We start from the raw sequence: 16,069 nt of genomic DNA, 5'->3' as shown, positions 1-16,069 counted from the left end.
CAACAACGTGGTCTGATTAGGAGGTGGTGCCGTGATCCAAACGGAGCTGGGTGATAGCCGAGTCAAAATCGTCAAGTGAGTCGAATGCTTGATAGACGCTGGCAAATCGCAAATACGCGACCTCATCGAGATCTCGCAGCGGCGAAAGAATAGCCAAGCCGATTTCATTTGCGTCGATCTGGGCAGCACCTGTGGCGCGAATTGCCTCTTCAACCTTCTGAGCGAGCACTGCAAGATCCGTGTCGGTAACGGGTCGCCCCTGGCACGCTTTTCGCACACCACTCACGATTTTCTCACGGCTGAAGGACTCAACGACGCCATTGCGTTTGATTACGTTGAGCGACGCAGTTTCGGTGGTCGAGAATCGTCGCCCACACTCGGGGCATTGACGACGACGACGAATCGAAAGACCGTCATCGCTCGTGCGGGAATCGACAACCCTGCTATCGGGATGCCTGCAAAAGGGGCAATACATAGTTTGTCAAGCGTACCCGGTTAGCGATCGGTGAAACGTGCACTCACAGCCGCGCCGTGCGCCGGAAGATCCTCTGCAGCGCTCAGCGCGACGATGTGCGGCTCTAAAGCGCGCAGGGCATCGTGACTGTAGCGAATGACTTGCTGTGGCCTCAGGAACGTGTACGCGCCAAGCCCCGACGAGAAGCGCGACTGACCACCCGTGGGAAGAACATGATTGGAGCCGGCGAGATAGTCGCCGAGACTCACCGGTGACTGAGAACCAAGAAAAATTGCGCCAGCATTGTCAATCATGTCCATGACAGTGCCTGGCTCTTCGCTCTGAATCTCTAGGTGCTCGGGGCCATAGGCGTTGCTCAGAGCGGCCGCGGCGGCCATGTCGCCCACCAGCACAATCGCAGACTGCTGACCAGCGAGCGCAATACCTGCACGCGCTGAATGAGGCGTCGCTGCAAGCTGCTCGGCGAGCTCAATACGCACAGCATCAGCTAGTTCTTCTGAGTCGGTCACCAAAACTGCAGCCGCGAGCTCGTCGTGTTCGGCTTGACTCAACAGGTCGGCAGCGACCAATCGAGGGTTCGCTGCTGCATCCGCAATGATGAGGATTTCGGTTGGCCCGGCCTCGGAGTCGATTCCGACGATACCGCGGACTGCGCGCTTGGCTGCGGCAACATAAACGTTTCCGGGACCGGTGATGATGTCAACAGGATCAAGACCGAGATCGGGAATTCCGTAGGCGAAAGCACCAATGGCGCCGGCGCCTCCCATGGCGTATACCTCGTCAACGCCGAGAAGGCCTGCGGCTCCAAGGATCGTTGGATGCACCGCTCCCCCGAAATTGCGCTGGGGAGGCGAGGCCAGAGCCACCGACGAAACACCGGCGATCTGGGCCGGTACGACATTCATGATCACGCTAGACGGGTAGACGGCTTTGCCGCCAGGAACATAGAGCCCCACTCGGTTGACCGGCTGCCAGCGCTGCACAATCTCCGCGCCATCACCGAGTTGAGTCATCACTGGAGGCGGCACTTGGGCCTTACTCGCCGTACGAACGCGATCGATCGCGAGTTCAAGTGCTTCTCGCACCGCGGGCTCGAGTGCCCGAGTAGCGCGCGTAATCTCATCGGCATGAATACGCACTCGGTCGGGTCGAACCCGGTCAAGCCGCTCCGCTTGGTCAAGAAGTGCTTGTTCGCCTCGCTCCCGCACATCATCGATGAGTTGAATCGCCGCGGCAGAAGCGACGGACACATCCATTTCGGCACGAGGGATGACACGGGATAGCTCAGCACGGCTCAAAGTAGCGGCGCGGAGATCGATTGTATTCAGCGACATGACTCCACCATGTTAGTTCGTTCTGTCTGGGGAATTCTTACGCGCAGCTTAGGCTTGAAATGAGGAGATATGGATAATTCAGCAGCAACAGACGGAACAGACGCTTTCAAGAGCGCATTTAGGCGCCATGCAGCGGGGGTGGCAGTCGTCACTTCGCTAGCGCCCGACGGTCATCCGGTGGGTTTCACCGCCACATCGTTAGCTTCGCTTGCCGCGGTTCCCCCACTGGCCACGTTCAACATGGCTCAGGTTTCGAGCTCGTGGCCCGCCATCACCGTAGGCAACAACGTGGCGATTCACATGTTGGGGCCGCGCAGTCGCCACTTGGCAGAACGCATGGCCGCCGATCACGACCTTCGCTTTGTCGGAGACCACTGGCACGCCGACGAAACGGGACTTCCGCTTCTAGAAGGCGCAACCGCCATCGCGGTCGGGCACATAATTGATGTCCATACTGTGCATAACAATGCCGTAATAGTGGTCCACATCGACCGCGGCATCTTGGGCGATGAAGACGAGGCTCTGCTGTACCACGAGCGTGCCTACATGCGTCCGAGCACCCTCGACGACTAGCCGACGTCGGCCCTAGACTCGGGCGCCGACCAAAACCTCGACCGACCGCCCGCTCAATTGGTTACCCTAGGCAGCCAGGGCCGAGAAGAGTCTTGAGCTCGCCATAGAGATCCGCTGACACTTTAACCCGGTACGGCACTTCGAAAACTCGCGCGATGTCTCCTCGCACAAGCTTCAAACGCACTTCTACGTTGCCAGCATGCCGGATGAGCACATCGCCGAGACCCGACACCACATCGGTTGTGGCTCGTTGATCATTAATCGATACGACGATCGGGCCCGAACCCAGACTGGGGCCTAGCTCTGGCGAGAACATACTGACGGCATGCAGATTCATACCATCGTCACGAGCACTCGCGCGCCCACGAACGACAACGATCGAGTCGTTGACAAGGCCAGGCGCAAACTCTTGATAAGTCTTTCCCAAGAACATGACACTGATCTCGCCGCCGAAGTCCTCGACAGTGACGATTCCGTATTGGTTGCCGCTGTTGCGCGCAACTCGGTGTTGAACGCTCGTGACGAGCCCCGCGATCGATACATGATCGCCATCAGCAACCACGTCTCCCGAAAGCACCTCGGTGATGGTCGCATCCTGATGCTTGGCTAGCTGAATTTCGAGACCGGAGAGTGGATGATCAGAGACGTAGAGGCCCAACATCTCTCGCTCGAAAGCTAGTTTGTCGCGTTTAGACCACTCTGGGCGCTCGGGAACACCGTCTTCTTCTTCGTTGAAGTCGAAGATGCCACCGAATAGATCGACCTGTCCATTTGCTTCGTTGCGTTTGAGGCTAACGGCAGAGTCACACGCATCTTCGTGGATTTCCAGAAGACCGCGCCGGGTCGCACCGAGAGAGTCGAACGCACCAGATTTGATAAGTGATTCGACCGTGCGCTTGTTCGCCACTTGAATGGATACTTTGCGCAAGTAATCGTGGAACGACTCAAAGCGGCCCTGTTCGGTGCGCGCGCGAACGATCTGCTCGACTACCGCTGCACCGACGTTTCGAACAGCTCCAAGGCCGAATCGGATGTCGCCGGAGACGGCGGTGAAGTTAACTGTCGATTCGTTGACATCGGGTGCCAACACTTTGATACCCATGCGACGACACTCGCTCAGATACATTCCGAGTTTGTCTTTTGAGTCGCCGACGCTGGTCAGAAGCGCAGCCATATATTCGGCCGGGTAGTTTGCTTTGAGGTAGGCGGTCCAGTAGCTCAGCACGCCATAGCCAGCGCTGTGCGCCTTGTTGAAGGCGTAGTCGGCGAACGGCATCAGCGTTTCCCACAGCACCTTGACGGCTTCTTTGCTGAAGCCGTTGTCGAGCATGCCGGTCTCGAAGCCGATGAATTGCTTGTCTAGCTCTTCCTTCTTCTTCTTACCCATGGCGCGACGGAGAACGTCTGCTTGCCCGAGCGTGAACCCTGCGACTTTTTGAGCCACTGACATCACTTGCTCTTGGTACACGATCAGACCGAATGTTGTGCCAAGGATGTCTTTGAGGGGCTCTTCAAGCTCGGGGTGGATCGCGTCGATCTCTTCCAAGCCGTTCTTGCGCAGCGCGTATTTGGTGTGCGAGTTCATGCCCATGGGGCCCGGACGATACAGCGCGATGACGGCGGAGATGTCCTCGAAGTTTGTCGGTTTCAACTGCTTCAGGAGGGCACGCATTGGCCCGCCATCAAGCTGGAAAACGCCCAAGGTGTCACCACGGGCGAGTAAGTCATAGGTCGCCTGGTCAGCATCCAGATCGAGGTCCTCGATAACAAGCGGGGTGCCAGTATTCGCCTTGATCATCGTGAGGGCATCTTCGATGACGGTGAGGTTTCGCAACCCCAGGAAGTCCATCTTGATCAGGCCGAGGCTCTCCAGCGGTGGCTGATCGAACTGAGTGATGATGGCGCCGTCATCTTCTCGACGCATAATCGGCAGCACATCGAGAAGTGGCTCAGCAGAGAGAACGACTCCAGCCGCGTGCACACCCCACTGACGCTTCAGACCTTCAAGCCCCACAGCGGTGTCAAAGACCTTGGCTGCTTCAGCATCGGTATCGACGATCCCGCGGATATCAGCCGCCTCTTTGTATCGCGGTGCATCTTTGTTTCGTACATCGTGAAGCGAAATGTCCTTACCCATGATGGCGGGCGGCATCGCCTTCGTGAGCTTCTCCCCCACCGAGTAAGGCATGCCAAGCACTCGAGCCGAGTCCTTGAGGGCTTGCTTTGCCTTGATAGTTCCATACGTGACGATTTGGGCAACGCGGTCGTCACCGTACTTGTCGGTGACATAGCGGATAACTTCGCCCCGTCGCCGATCATCGAAGTCGACATCGACGTCAGGCATCGAGACACGTTCCGGGTTCAAGAACCGCTCAAAGATGAGACCGTGCGCTAGAGGATCGAGTTCAGTGATGCCGACCGCATACGAGGCCATTGAGCCCGCAGCTGAACCACGGCCAGGACCGACACGAATTCCCTGCGCTTTTGCCCACTCAATAAAGTCGGCCACAACGAGGAAGTAGCCGGGGAATCCCATCTGCTGGATTACGTCGACCTCATACTTAGCCTGAGCTAGGTGCGCGTCGGATGGCGCGTCATTGAAGCGTTTGTTCATTCCCCGAGCGACCTCTTTTTCGAACCAGGTCGCTTCAGTTTCCCCTTCAGGGACCGGGAAGCGTGGCATGAGGTCGCGGCCCTCAAAGTTGACTTCGCAACGCTCAGCAATCAGGAGCGTGTTGTCGCACGCCTCAGGATGCTCGCGGAACAACGAGCGCATTTCTGCTGCTGATTTGAGGTAAAACTCGTTCGAGTCGAACTTGAAACGGTTCGGGTCATCGAGGGTTGACGCCGATTGCACGCACAGTAGCGCGGCATGGGCAGTCGCATCGTGGGAGTGCGTGTAGTGCAAGTCGTTCGTCGCCAGGAGAGGCATATCAAGCTCTTTGGCAAGCTTAATGAGATCAAGGATCGTGCGGCGTTCGATATCAATGCCGTGATCCATTATCTCGGCAAAGAAGTTCTCTTTTCCAAAGATGTCTTGGAAGTCGGCTGCCGCTTGGCGTGCCTCGTCATAAAGTCCGAGGCGGAGCTTAGTTTGAACCTCACCACCAACGCACCCAGTGGTCGCAATAATTCCTTTGGAATACTGGCTAAGAAGCTCACGATCCATGCGGGGCTTGAAGTAAAATCCCTCAATTGATGCCTTGGATGACAGGCGAAAGAGGTTGTGCATTCCCTCATTGTTTTGAGAGAGCAATGTCATGTGGGTATACGCACCACTACCACCGACGTCGTCCCGAGTCTGATGGCTGCCGCCCCAGCGCACGCGCGTCTTATCACCGCGTGCGGTGCCGGGGGTTATGTAAGCCTCGGTGCCAATGATCGGCTTAATTCCCCGGGCTGTTGCTGACTGCCAGAAGTCGTAAGCACCGAACATATTGCCGTGGTCAGTGATCGCAATCGCTGGCATACCCTGTTCGACCGCCGCGTCGAGCAGCGGCCCGACGCGCGCTGCACCATCGAGCATCGAATACTCGCTGTGAACGTGCAAGTGCACAAATGAGTCGTTATTAGCAGCCACAGAAACCCCGAATTCTTTCGAAATCCAGCCTAAGCCAGCACCTCAAACAGACTCTAATTGACGCGCCCTAGTCGCCCCGAAGCACCTCAAGTGCAGCCTGAAGGTCAGCCGGATACGGGGACTCAAATAGCACCTGTTCACCGGTTGCAGGATGCGCGAAGCCCAGCTTATGGGCATGCAACCACTGGCGAGTCAGGCCGAGTCTGGCGGAGATCGTGGGATCTGCTCCGTACATGCTGTCACCAACGCACGGATGCCGTTGAGCTGCCATATGCACGCGGATTTGGTGAGTGCGCCCAGTTTCCAACTGGACCTCAACAAGAGCCGCCGAAGGGAAGGCTTCCAGGGTTTCGTAGTGAGTGATTGAGTCCTTGCCACCGGCAACGACCGCAAACTTCCAGCTCGAGCCTGGATGACGACCGATCGGAGCATCGATTGTTCCCGCGAGGGGGTCGGGATGCCCTTGAACAACCGAGTGGTAAACCTTATTTACTTCCCGGTCGTGAAATAGGCGCTTCAGTTCGGTGTAAGCCAACTCTGACTTTGCAACGACCATGAGTCCGCTTGTGCCAGCATCTAAGCGGTGCACGATTCCCGCACGCTCAGCAGCGCCCGACGTGGAAATACGGTAGCCGGCCCCGGCAAGAGCACCGAGAACAGTGACGCCGTCCCAGCCGACCGAGGGGTGGGCCGCCACACCAGCGGGCTTATCCACAACGACGATGTGTTCGTCGTCATAAATGATGCCAAGCGTGTCGAGTACTACCGGAACGATGGTTGGCTCTGTCTTGGAAACCCAAGTAACTTCTAGCCACGCATCAGCGGCGAGTCGGTCAGACTTTCCGACCGCGACGCCATCCATCGTGACGCCGCCGTTTTCCGCTACCTCTGCGGCAAAAGTGCGGGAAAAGCCAAGAAGTTTGGCGAGGGCTGCGTCTACGCGCTGCCCGGCAAGCCCTTCAGGAACCGGCAAACTACGGGTTTCCACTACTGCTCCTTGATTTCGTGCCTAATAACGTTGCAAATGTGTTTGCTTGCCCGGTACGATCCCACACCGTGGTGTTGCGATCGGTGCGCGAACATAGCAAAAGCCGCCAGCAGTGGCGGAGCCGAAGCTCACCGACTGCTGACGGCCTGTGCGAATAACTAGTTTCCGGAGAAACCAGTGAAGCTTGCCGGAGGCTGCTGTGCCGACTGAGGCGCAGCGAAGTCTTCAGGCGTCAAGTGGCCAGAAGGCTGGCCGGCTGAACCAGACTCTTGCTGAGCCGACTCTTGGGTAGGTGCACCGGCCGAAACGAGACTGGCGGAATCGAGTTCGTGTAGTTGACCTTCGATGTAGCTCTTCAGCTTCTCGCGGTACTCACGTTCGAAGTTCTGCAGCGACTCGATGCGGCTTTCAATTGCTTGACGCTCCTGCTCGAGCGAGCCGACGATCGATTCGCGCTCTTTCTCGATGGTGCCAACGATTGCTTCGCGCTCCTTTTCGAGAGTGCCGATTTGCTCACGCTGGCGAGCTTCTGCATCGGCAACGATCTCAGCGGCCGTTGCTTGACCCTCAGCGATCAACGCGTCTCGCTTAGCGATACCTTCGCGTACGTGCTCTTCATGCAGGCGGCGCGCAAGTTGGAGCAAGTTATTGGTGCTGCTGGCATCGTCGAGAGCCGAGGAAACTGGCTCAGGCGCCGGGATGGCGGGCGCCGCGGGCGCCGGGGCGCTCTCGAGCGCTGCTGGCGCGGAGGCTGCAACCGGTGCGGGTGCAGCGGATGCGCTGATCGCCGACTGTTGCAATTCACTCGAACGCGATTCGGCAGCGGTCAAACGCTGACGAAGCTCTTCGTTCTCATTATTGAGACGGCGCAACTCAACGACGACCTCGTCGAGAAAATCGTCGACATCATCTTGGTCGTATCCCTCGCGGAATTTTGTTGATTCAAACCGCTTGTTAACTACATCTTCTGGAGTCAAAGCCATTGCCGCCACCTCTAAAACTTTCTTTCAACGTATACAGAACGTTCAACGTTCGCGTCACATCGTAATGACGAAACCTGATTAGTTGCCGCATGCTCTCCGATAAGAGTACATCGACAGCGGCAAGTTCTAAAAGCCCCGCAAAATGGAGGTTAAAATAATGCACGCAAGCATGACCAACATCCACGACAAATCGAGGGCACCATTGCCGATACGAATTGTTGGAACAACCTTGCGCACCGCCTTGATCGGCGGATCAGTGATCGTGAAGACCACTTCAGAAAGAACCAAGCCGACACCGCTGGGGCGCCACCCTCTGGCGAAGACAACGACGAGATCGAGAATAAATCGAGCCCACATCGCGAGCATAAAGAGGTTGATGGCGTAAATGGCCACCGTGGCGATAATAGAAACCGGATTCACCCTTCTAGGTTACCGGTCAAAATCAGTGACGTTGTGCAGGCTAGTTACTGGCCGAAAAACGATGCGTCAACGTCCGACTCAACCTCAGCCTGTTCTCCACTGACCGCAACGTGTGCTGGAGAGAGAAGGAAGACCTTGCTGGTGACGCGTTCGATCTTTCCGTAGAGCCCCTGTGACAGACCGCTTGCGAAGTCCACCAGGCGGCGGGCATCCGGCTCGCTCATCTGCGAGAGGTTGATGATTACTGGGATGCCCTCGCGGAAGTTCTCAGCGATGAGTTGGGCGTCCTTGTACTGGCGCGGGTGCACCGTCAAAATTTCGTTCATTTCTGCCTCCGCAGTACTGGGCGCAGCGCGACGCAAAGGAGTGACTGGCGCGCGATTGGAACTCGCTGGTGCCTGTGCTGCTGCAACAGGGGCAACCGGCGCAACCGGCCCCTGCTCGTATTCGTAATCTTCGTCGGCGAGGCCGAGGTAGACCATTGTCTTGCGCAGTGGGTTGGCCATAATAATCCTCCGAGTGGTGAAGCTTCTGCTTCGAGATTAACCATGGTCAGGGCGTTTTCCCGTGATTGCCGTGCCAATTCGAAGGTGTGTCGCGCCTTCGGCGATTGCTTCCGCGAAGTCGCCCGACATTCCCATCGAGAGCGCGCCCGCGGTCGGATGCTGCGCCCCTATGCGCTCAGAAAGCGACCTTAGAGCGGCAAACGACGGCCTCGGGTCTTCACCAAGCGGCGCCACCCCCATGAGACCTCTCAGCTCGATTCCCGCGGCCTCGGCCACGCGATCGACGAAACCTTCTAGTTCGCTGGGAAGCACTCCCCCGCGGCCGCCGTCATCAGTGAGATTGACCTGCACAAAAACATCGAGCGGCGTGACCGCGTCATCTGTCGCCAGTGCTGAAATCAGAGAATCACGGTCGACCGAATGGATCGCCTGACAATAAGCACGCACTTGACGTGCTTTCTTGCTCTGCAGCTGTCCCACAAAGCTCCATCGCGCGTCGAGATCAGATAACTCGGCGACCTTGGGCTGAGCCTCTTGATGCCGACTCTCGCCGAATTCCCGAACCCCGAGTGCAAAGAGTTCACGAACCAAACTTGCGGGGTGGAACTTCGTGATGACGATCCTAGAGATCGACGACAGATCGCGGGATGCCGCGCGTGCGGCATCCGCGATCTGTTCGTCGACCTCTGCGAGTCTGTGACCCAACGGTGTGGAGTCAGGCATCACTGCTACTTCAGGAAGTCGGGAACGTCGAGGTCGTTGTCGTTCTCGGCGTCATCATCAAAACTGCGATCGATGGTGGCCGCGGGCACAACAGTTGCTTGCGACTTCCAATCGGTGTCCTTGACGGCAGACTTCTCGGCCGCAGCAATGTGCTCAGCGGGCGCCTCAGGTACGACGTAGTTGGTACGGCGCCCCTCAACGGGCTTCGCTGATGGCTCACCACCATCGAACCCTGCTGCGATAACAGTCACGCGCACTTCGTCACCGAGAGTGTCGTCGATGACAGCACCAAAGATGATGTTGGCTTCTGGATGCACAGCCTCTTGCACGAGTCGAGCCGCGTCATTGATCTCAAAGATTCCGAGATTGGATCCGCCCTGGATCGAGAGCAGCACTCCGTGTGCGCCATCGATACTGGCTTCGAGCAGTGGGGATGCCACAGCAAGTTCTGCCGCTTTTATGGCCCGGTCGGCCCCGCGTGAAGAACCAATTCCCATCAAGGCGGAGCCTGCGCCCTGCATCACGGACTTGACGTCGGCGAAGTCGAGGTTGATAAGGCCCGGGGTCGTGATGAGATCAGTAATGCCTTGGACGCCGGCGAGGAGAACCTGATCAGCGGTCGAAAAGGCTTCGAGCATGCTGATGCCACGGTCGCTGATCTCGAGGAGACGGTCGTTCGGTACGACGATAAGGGTGTCGACCTCGTTCTTGAGAGTCTCAACACCGATCTCAGCTTGCGACGATCGGCGCTTGCCTTCGAAGCCAAAGGGCTTCGTGACAACACCAATTGTGAGGGCTCCGATCGACTTCGCGATCCGGGCAACCACGGGGGCGCCACCGGTGCCGGTTCCGCCGCCTTCTCCCGCAGTGACGAAAACCATGTCGGCGCCAGCAAGCGCTTCTTCGATCTCTTCGGCGTGGTCTTCGGCAGCTCGACGACCGACCTCAGGGTCAGCGCCTGCGCCGAGTCCTCTAGTCAGTTCACGACCGACGTCAAGTTTGACGTCTGCGTCGCTCATTAGCAGTGCTTGGGCGTCGGTATTGATCGCAATAAACTCGACGCCTCGCAGGCCGAGCTCGATCATTCGGTTGACGGCGTTAACTCCGCCACCACCGATGCCGACTACCTTGATCACGGCGAGGTAGTTCTGGTTTGATGTCACGTTCGGCCTCCACTGGAAACTATCAACCTCGACTTGAGGTTTAAAGTTATGCTCAGTATGTATTTCTTTTGTTGAGAGTATGCGGAGACAGCGCAACAGAGAGTCACCGCTCGCCGCGTGTCGGAAAGTGTTCTGGCAATTTACGGGAATCAGAGTCGCGAGATTACTGAGAGCAGTAAATCGGACAGAACTGGTGAACCTGCCATACCGGGCGCCAGAGGAACGAGCCGAGCACTTCCTGCTAACTCGGTCGGAAAATTCCATTGCTGGGAGCTGAAACGTCAAACTCTCCCGCGCTGCCGGCATCCGTGCGTTCGATTAAGCGTGCCAAAAGTGCAGCCTTGCGAGCTGACTCGCTTGCACTGCCCCACACCACCCCTTGACCGACTCCCGAAAGCACAAACGACACATCATCTTTCGTCGTAGCGGATGCGCTCGTAACTCTCACGCGTAAGTCAGCCGGAAGGGTCAGCAGCACTTCGGTAACCGCAGCGAATGCGGAGCTTGACGTATCCGCTCCCCCTACATCGATCAACGGCACGCCAGCAATGCTTTCCGCGGACTCTTGAATAGTGATGCCCGCCGGATCTACCAGACGAAAGACTCCATCGACCTGGATTGCACCAATCGGTTCGCGCTCGACGATGTGAACTAGCAAAGTATCTGGCGGCACGATCTCCGTGACATAACTTCGAATCAAGGGAAAGACTGAGAGTTCTTCGGTAATGACATCGAAATCGAGCAACGCAAGAGGAGTTCCCATTTGCGACTCTAAAGCAGCCTGAATCTCCGCCGGAGCGATGCGGTTCGTGCCGTCTATGACGACTGATCGGAGGGCCAAAATCGGGGAAAAAACAGCAACGGCAATGAGCGCGAGAAGCGACGCCGTAAGGCCCGCGATCGAAAGAAGAACTATTTTGCGATTGCGCGCGCGCCTCGTGAAGCGACGCAACTCTGCGCGCTCCGCACGCTTTCGTGCCCGCGCGGCTTGGCGCAAGCGTTTCTTGGCAAGAGCATCAGGGTTCGGCTCACGACTGCTGCGCAGAGGACGAGCCCTGCGCTCAGCACGCGGTTTTGTGGCAGGGTTTTTCGATTCATGCTGGTCTGCAACGGTCTGCGCTGAAGCGGCGGAGGCGGCTGGTTTCGGTCGAGACGCCCCACTCGACGTAGTCGATTTCGGCGCCGGATTCGGAGTTAATTTCGGACTCGACTCTGCGCGTGTCTTAGCTGTTGGAGTTGCCGTTGACGCTGCTGCACGTTTGCGTCGCGGCGTAGCGCTCTGACCGAGCGACTCGGGAGCCGGCTTATCGAAACCCTCAGGCCTCTTCACTCGGCACCTGATCTGCCCCTGCCGACACCACTCCGGTCGCAACCCCACGGTCTTCTAATGCAGCAACCAGCTGCGGGATAATCCGGTAGACATCTCCACAACTGAGCGTCATCACGATGTCGCCTGGATGCGCGAGCTCCGCCACTCGGTCTGCCGCGCTCTGCCAGTCCGGCTCAAAGTCGACGCGTGTAGCATCCGTGAATTGCGAAGAAACAAGCTCACCGGTGACACCGGGAATAGGATCTTCGCGCGCTCCGAAGACGTCAAGAACGACAGTGTGGTCCGCAAGGCGTTCATACACCTCGGCGAATTCCGTGGCCATATCGCGAGTGCGACTAAACAGATGCGGCTGATGTACGGCGATCAGCTTTCCCCCACCCAAGACACTCCGCGCGCCGCTCAACGCCGCCTCGACCTCGGTAGGGTGATGAGCGTAGTCGTCGTAAACGCTCACGCCATCGACAGTGGCATGCAGTTCGAATCGACGCTGGGTGCCGGCGAAAGTCGACACTGCATCGATCGCACTGCCAAGCTCAAAGCCGAGCCCAACAAGAACAGCGATGGCGCCCGTGGCATTGACAGCATTATGGCGACCAGGAACCGACAATTGCACGCGCTCTTCGCGATCATCTACCACCACGGTGAAAGCGACTGGACCCTCGGTCGTCAGCGAATGCATCCGCACCGTTGCATCGTCAGCTTCTCCGAAGGTAACGACATTCTGGTGCGTCAACCGTTGAGTGACCCGAATTGCGCCAGCGTCATCGCTGGACACGACAACGGCCTCAGAGGCCCGTGACGCGAACTCGACGAAAGCGTCATCAAAGGCCTCGTGCGAGCCATAGTGGTCGAGGTGATCAGCATCGACATTCGTGATCAGCGCAATCGCCGTCGAGTACGCCAAGAACGACCCATCCGACTCATCAGCTTCCACGACAAAGAGATCGTCAGTGCCTGAACCCGAACTTGTGCCAAGGCCCTGGATTACGCCGCCATTGACGAAGCTCGGCGAAGCGCCCAATTCGCGTAAGGCAGTAATAATCATGCCCGTCGACGTCGTCTTGCCATGCGCACCGGCAACAGCTACGAGACGTGTGCCTCCCACTAACCACGCCAGCGCCTGAGAACGGTGCAACACCGGGATACCGCGCGCGACAGCCGCGAGGTACTCGGGATTATCCGGCCAAAGCGCGCCGGTATAGACCAAGGCGTCAGCGTCGCCAAGATGCGCGGCGTCGTGCCCGATGTTGATCGTCGCTCCCGCTGTGCGCAACGCCTCAATGTTCGCGTTAGCTGCCCGATCAGATCCGGTGACCGTGATCCCGGCGTTCAAAAATAACTGTGCGATACCGCTCATTCCTGCGCCGCCAACACCCACGAAATGGGCCGAAGTTAAAGCGCCAGGCAAGGGCATAGTCAGGTCGGGAAAGATCATGATGTCAATGGTAGATCGCGGGCAAGGGCTCGATCGACGAGTTCGAGCATTCGCTCAGTGCCGTCAAGCGCGCCGATCGTCGATGCGCGAGCAGCCATTTCCGCTATGAGGGCCCGTTTACGCAGCATCGGGACCAGTTCGCTACTCACCCATTGACTGGTGAACTGGGCGTCCATGACGAGAACAGCAGCACCCGCGTCTACGGCGGTACGGGCGTTGTATTTCTGTTCGCCATTGCCGACCGGATACGGAACATAAATTGCGGGGATGCCGAGTCCCGTCAATTCGGCGACCGTCGACGTGCCCGCACGCGCGATTGCTAAATCGGCAGAGGCCAACGCGAGTTCCATGCGATCGCAGTACTTCACCACGACATACCCGGGCAAGTTCGGATCTTCGACCACATCGCGATATTCGCCCGTAATGTGGAGCACTTGCCAGCCCGCGCCCAGGATTCGGGTTACCGAACTAGCAACGGTGTCATTCAGTCGTTTGGCTCCCGAAGAACCACCCGTGACGAGGAGGGTTGGCTTCTTAGGGTCAAGCCCAAAAAACGCATCCGCTTCGGCTCGAGCGGCGAAGCGATCAAGCGTTTCGATCTCTGCCCGAAGCGGCATCCCCACGACGACACCACCGCGGATGGGGGTGCGATCAAACGCGGTTCCGACGAACGAAGTGAAGAAGGAACCAAGGCGATTGGCAATACCGGGGCGACTATTCGCTTCATGAATGACGAGAGGAACGCCAGCTTTGCGGGCGCCTAGATATGCCGGCGCCGCGACGTAACCTCCGAAACCAACGACGACGTCTACACCGCGTTGCTCAATGATCTCAGCCACCTGACTGATGGTGTCGCGCAGTCGACGCGGGAATGACAGCGCTGCACGGTTAGGTCTGCGAGGAAAGGGAAGTTTGTCGATCGTCAGCAACTCGAAACCGCGCTCAGGCACCAGTCGGGCCTCGAGCCCTTCAACGGTACCGAGTACGAGAACTTCAGCTTCTGGATCGCGCACCCGAATGCGCTCAGCCACAGCAAGAAGAGGATTCACATGACCAGCTGTTCCTCCGCCAGCAAGCAAATACGTTGTCATCGACGTCCTCGTGCTCGGTCAGCGGCCCGAAGGCGTGAGCGGTCAGCTGCTGATTGGGTTGGTGGCGCAGCCGGTGCCGGTGTCGCAGGGCGAGCCTGGGCTTTATTGCCCGCTCGCGCAAACGACAACACGATGCCGATGGCTAGAAGGGTCGCGATGAGGGCAGAGCCTCCCGTCGAAATGAGAGGTAACGGAACGCCAAGAACGGGAAGGACTCCCAGCACAACCGCAAAGTTTACGAATGCCTGACCCACGGTCCACACCATGACCCCGGCGGTGGCGATTCTCACAAAGCTGTCGTTCGTCGAACGGATGATGCGAATGAAGGCAATCGCCAACACCACAAAAAGTAACAAAACAACGGTCGCACCGATTAGCCCAAGTTCTTCACCAATAATCGCAAAAATATAGTCGTTGTCTGCGTGGGGAAGCCAACCGCGTTTGGCAACCGAGTTGCCCAACCCGGTGCCAAAAATACCGCCGCCCGCGAGAGCCCAGTAGGCGTGATCGATCTGCCAGCACGCATCCTGATAGTCAAGCTCGGTGCAGCCGTTAAGCCAGACGCCGATACGAGAACTTCGAGAACTGCTGGTACTGGCGAAGAGCATCGCCCCGAGCGCTACCGCCAGTACACCGACCGCAAGGAACCGCAGTCTTACCCCGGCAAAGAAGAAGCACCCGAACACGATAAGCAGCATGATGGATGCTGTTCCCAAGTCGTTTCCGATGAGCACAAAGCCGATAGCGGCACCGGCTACCGGTCCAACCGGCAGCAACACCTGTCGCCAATCCGAGAGCACGTGCTGCTTCGTCGAGAGAACCCAGGCGACCCAGACAATTACCGCGACTTTCACGAACTCGGAGGGTTGAGCGGTAAACGAGTTGCCGATCCGAATCCAGTTCTGGTTTCCGCCGTAGCCATAACCGATTCCGGGGATGAAGACGAGGAGCTGAAGAACGGCGCCGAGGATGAGCGCTGGCCACGCCCACCGTTTCCAAAAACCCACAGGCGCTCGTGACGCAAGGAGCATGAGCGGCAGTCCGATCAGTGCGAACATCCCTTGGCGCAAAAACTTTCCGAAGAATCCCTCGTCGGCAGTGAACGACTCGACGGAGGACGACGAAAGCACCATTACTAGGCCGAAGATGACGAGGAAGAGCGTCGTACCGAGGAGAAGAAAAAAGTTGCTCGACTGGGCCGAGAAGATTCGTTTTACCGGAACCCGGGCAGAAACTGGCCCGCCGGTCTGAGGGTTCGCCGACGATCCAGTCTCTGACGCTGCACCGTTCGCGCTGTTAACGGTCTCTGACGAGGCCGGACGAATATACGACGCGGCGGCCGCTAGCGCCCGCGAAGTCCGCGAGGACCGCGATGAATCAGCCTCACTCGGGACATTCGATTTCGGGGGCATCGCGGATTCCGGACGCTGCCCGCGAGATGTGGCGGGTGCAGGGCGACGAGGCTGCG

Annotated in this window: 14 protein-coding genes; 1 reads left to right on the top strand and 13 read right to left on the bottom strand. The window is 58.1% G+C overall.

Annotation, left to right across the window (positions count from 1 at the left end):
- Positions 1 to 16: 16 nt before the first annotated feature.
- Both nrdR and hisD read right to left on the bottom strand, forming a co-directional pair.
- Positions 17 to 475 (bottom strand): transcriptional regulator NrdR, encoded by a 459-nt coding sequence (gene nrdR / locus ON14_RS00940; RefSeq protein ID WP_026037447.1) that lies wholly within the window; start codon positions 473 to 475, stop codon positions 17 to 19.
- A gap of 20 nt (positions 476 to 495) precedes the next feature.
- Positions 496 to 1,809: a histidinol dehydrogenase gene (hisD, locus tag ON14_RS00935; RefSeq protein ID WP_010202349.1), complete on the bottom strand. Its 1,314-nt coding sequence runs from the start codon at positions 1,807 to 1,809 to the stop codon at positions 496 to 498.
- A gap of 69 nt (positions 1,810 to 1,878) precedes the next feature.
- Between hisD and ON14_RS00930 the strand changes: the two genes are divergently transcribed.
- Positions 1,879 to 2,382 (top strand): flavin reductase family protein, encoded by a 504-nt coding sequence (locus ON14_RS00930; protein ID WP_010202347.1) that lies wholly within the window; start codon positions 1,879 to 1,881, stop codon positions 2,380 to 2,382.
- Positions 2,383 to 2,443: 61 nt separating this feature from the next.
- Here the strand turns inward: ON14_RS00930 and dnaE are convergent, their stop codons facing one another.
- From dnaE to ftsW, 11 genes are all read right to left on the bottom strand, one after another.
- Positions 2,444 to 5,962 (bottom strand): DNA polymerase III subunit alpha, encoded by a 3,519-nt coding sequence (gene dnaE / locus ON14_RS00925; RefSeq protein WP_010202346.1) that lies wholly within the window; start codon positions 5,960 to 5,962, stop codon positions 2,444 to 2,446.
- 67 nt (positions 5,963 to 6,029) lie between these two features.
- The gene (locus tag ON14_RS00920; RefSeq protein WP_010202345.1) at positions 6,030 to 6,950 is read right to left on the bottom strand and encodes an RluA family pseudouridine synthase; all 921 of its coding nucleotides are present in this window, start codon (positions 6,948 to 6,950) and stop codon (positions 6,030 to 6,032) included.
- 158 nt (positions 6,951 to 7,108) lie between these two features.
- Positions 7,109 to 7,933: a DivIVA domain-containing protein gene (locus ON14_RS00915; RefSeq protein WP_010202344.1), complete on the bottom strand. Its 825-nt coding sequence runs from the start codon at positions 7,931 to 7,933 to the stop codon at positions 7,109 to 7,111.
- A 126-nt stretch (positions 7,934 to 8,059) separates the two neighbouring features.
- A complete protein-coding gene (locus ON14_RS00910) occupies positions 8,060 to 8,353 on the bottom strand; it encodes a YggT family protein (RefSeq protein ID WP_010202343.1) in 294 nt (97 codons plus the stop codon).
- Positions 8,354 to 8,397: 44 nt separating this feature from the next.
- Positions 8,398 to 8,859, bottom strand: a complete 462-nt coding sequence (locus tag ON14_RS00905) for a cell division protein SepF (RefSeq protein WP_010202342.1) — start codon at positions 8,857 to 8,859, stop codon at positions 8,398 to 8,400.
- A 36-nt stretch (positions 8,860 to 8,895) separates the two neighbouring features.
- Complete coding sequence (locus ON14_RS00900; RefSeq protein WP_010202341.1) at positions 8,896 to 9,582, bottom strand: YggS family pyridoxal phosphate-dependent enzyme; 687 nt, start codon at positions 9,580 to 9,582, stop codon at positions 8,896 to 8,898.
- Between the two features lie 5 nt (positions 9,583 to 9,587).
- A complete protein-coding gene (ftsZ, locus tag ON14_RS00895) occupies positions 9,588 to 10,745 on the bottom strand; it encodes a cell division protein FtsZ (protein ID WP_010202340.1) in 1,158 nt (385 codons plus the stop codon).
- 241 nt (positions 10,746 to 10,986) lie between these two features.
- Positions 10,987 to 12,075 carry an FtsQ-type POTRA domain-containing protein gene (locus ON14_RS00890; protein WP_237719645.1) on the bottom strand — a complete coding sequence of 363 codons (1,089 nt, stop codon included), beginning with the start codon at positions 12,073 to 12,075 and terminating at the stop codon, positions 10,987 to 10,989.
- On the bottom strand, positions 12,062 to 13,510 hold the full coding sequence (gene murC / locus ON14_RS00880; protein ID WP_010202337.1) for a UDP-N-acetylmuramate--L-alanine ligase: 1,449 nt from the start codon (positions 13,508 to 13,510) through the stop codon (positions 12,062 to 12,064). The genes ON14_RS00890 and murC overlap by 14 nt, the downstream gene beginning before the upstream one ends.
- Positions 13,507 to 14,601 carry a UDP-N-acetylglucosamine--N-acetylmuramyl-(pentapeptide) pyrophosphoryl-undecaprenol N-acetylglucosamine transferase gene (locus ON14_RS00875; protein WP_010202335.1) on the bottom strand — a complete coding sequence of 365 codons (1,095 nt, stop codon included), beginning with the start codon at positions 14,599 to 14,601 and terminating at the stop codon, positions 13,507 to 13,509. The genes murC and ON14_RS00875 overlap by 4 nt, the downstream gene beginning before the upstream one ends.
- Positions 14,598 to 16,013: a putative lipid II flippase FtsW gene (gene ftsW, locus ON14_RS00870; protein WP_010202334.1), complete on the bottom strand. Its 1,416-nt coding sequence runs from the start codon at positions 16,011 to 16,013 to the stop codon at positions 14,598 to 14,600. The genes ON14_RS00875 and ftsW overlap by 4 nt, the downstream gene beginning before the upstream one ends.
- Positions 16,014 to 16,069: the final 56 nt, after the last annotated feature.

The organism is Salinibacterium sp. PAMC 21357, from assembly GCF_000247645.1.
Taxonomy (GTDB): Bacteria; Actinomycetota; Actinomycetes; order Actinomycetales; family Microbacteriaceae; genus Rhodoglobus.
Note: the sequence above shows the minus strand (reverse complement) of the source record. Positions and strands in the feature narration are given on the sequence as shown.

What these genes read in the sequence shown, in the direction of transcription:
- ON14_RS00900 (WP_010202341.1), bottom strand. Translation starts at nt 9,582, where the DNA reads ATGCCTGACTCCACACCGTTGGGTCACAGACTCGCAGAGGTCGACGAA.
- ON14_RS00915 (WP_010202344.1), bottom strand. Translation starts at nt 7,933, where the DNA reads ATGGCTTTGACTCCAGAAGATGTAGTTAACAAGCGGTTTGAATCAACA.
- ON14_RS00905 (WP_010202342.1), bottom strand. Translation starts at nt 8,859, where the DNA reads ATGGCCAACCCACTGCGCAAGACAATGGTCTACCTCGGCCTCGCCGAC.
- ON14_RS00930 (WP_010202347.1), top strand. Translation starts at nt 1,879, where the DNA reads ATGGATAATTCAGCAGCAACAGACGGAACAGACGCTTTCAAGAGCGCA.
- ftsW (WP_010202334.1), bottom strand. Translation starts at nt 16,013, where the DNA reads ATGCCCCCGAAATCGAATGTCCCGAGTGAGGCTGATTCATCGCGGTCC.
- murC (WP_010202337.1), bottom strand. Translation starts at nt 13,510, where the DNA reads ATGATCTTTCCCGACCTGACTATGCCCTTGCCTGGCGCTTTAACTTCG.
- hisD (WP_010202349.1), bottom strand. Translation starts at nt 1,809, where the DNA reads ATGTCGCTGAATACAATCGATCTCCGCGCCGCTACTTTGAGCCGTGCT.
- nrdR (WP_026037447.1), bottom strand. Translation starts at nt 475, where the DNA reads ATGTATTGCCCCTTTTGCAGGCATCCCGATAGCAGGGTTGTCGATTCC.
- ON14_RS00875 (WP_010202335.1), bottom strand. Translation starts at nt 14,601, where the DNA reads ATGACAACGTATTTGCTTGCTGGCGGAGGAACAGCTGGTCATGTGAAT.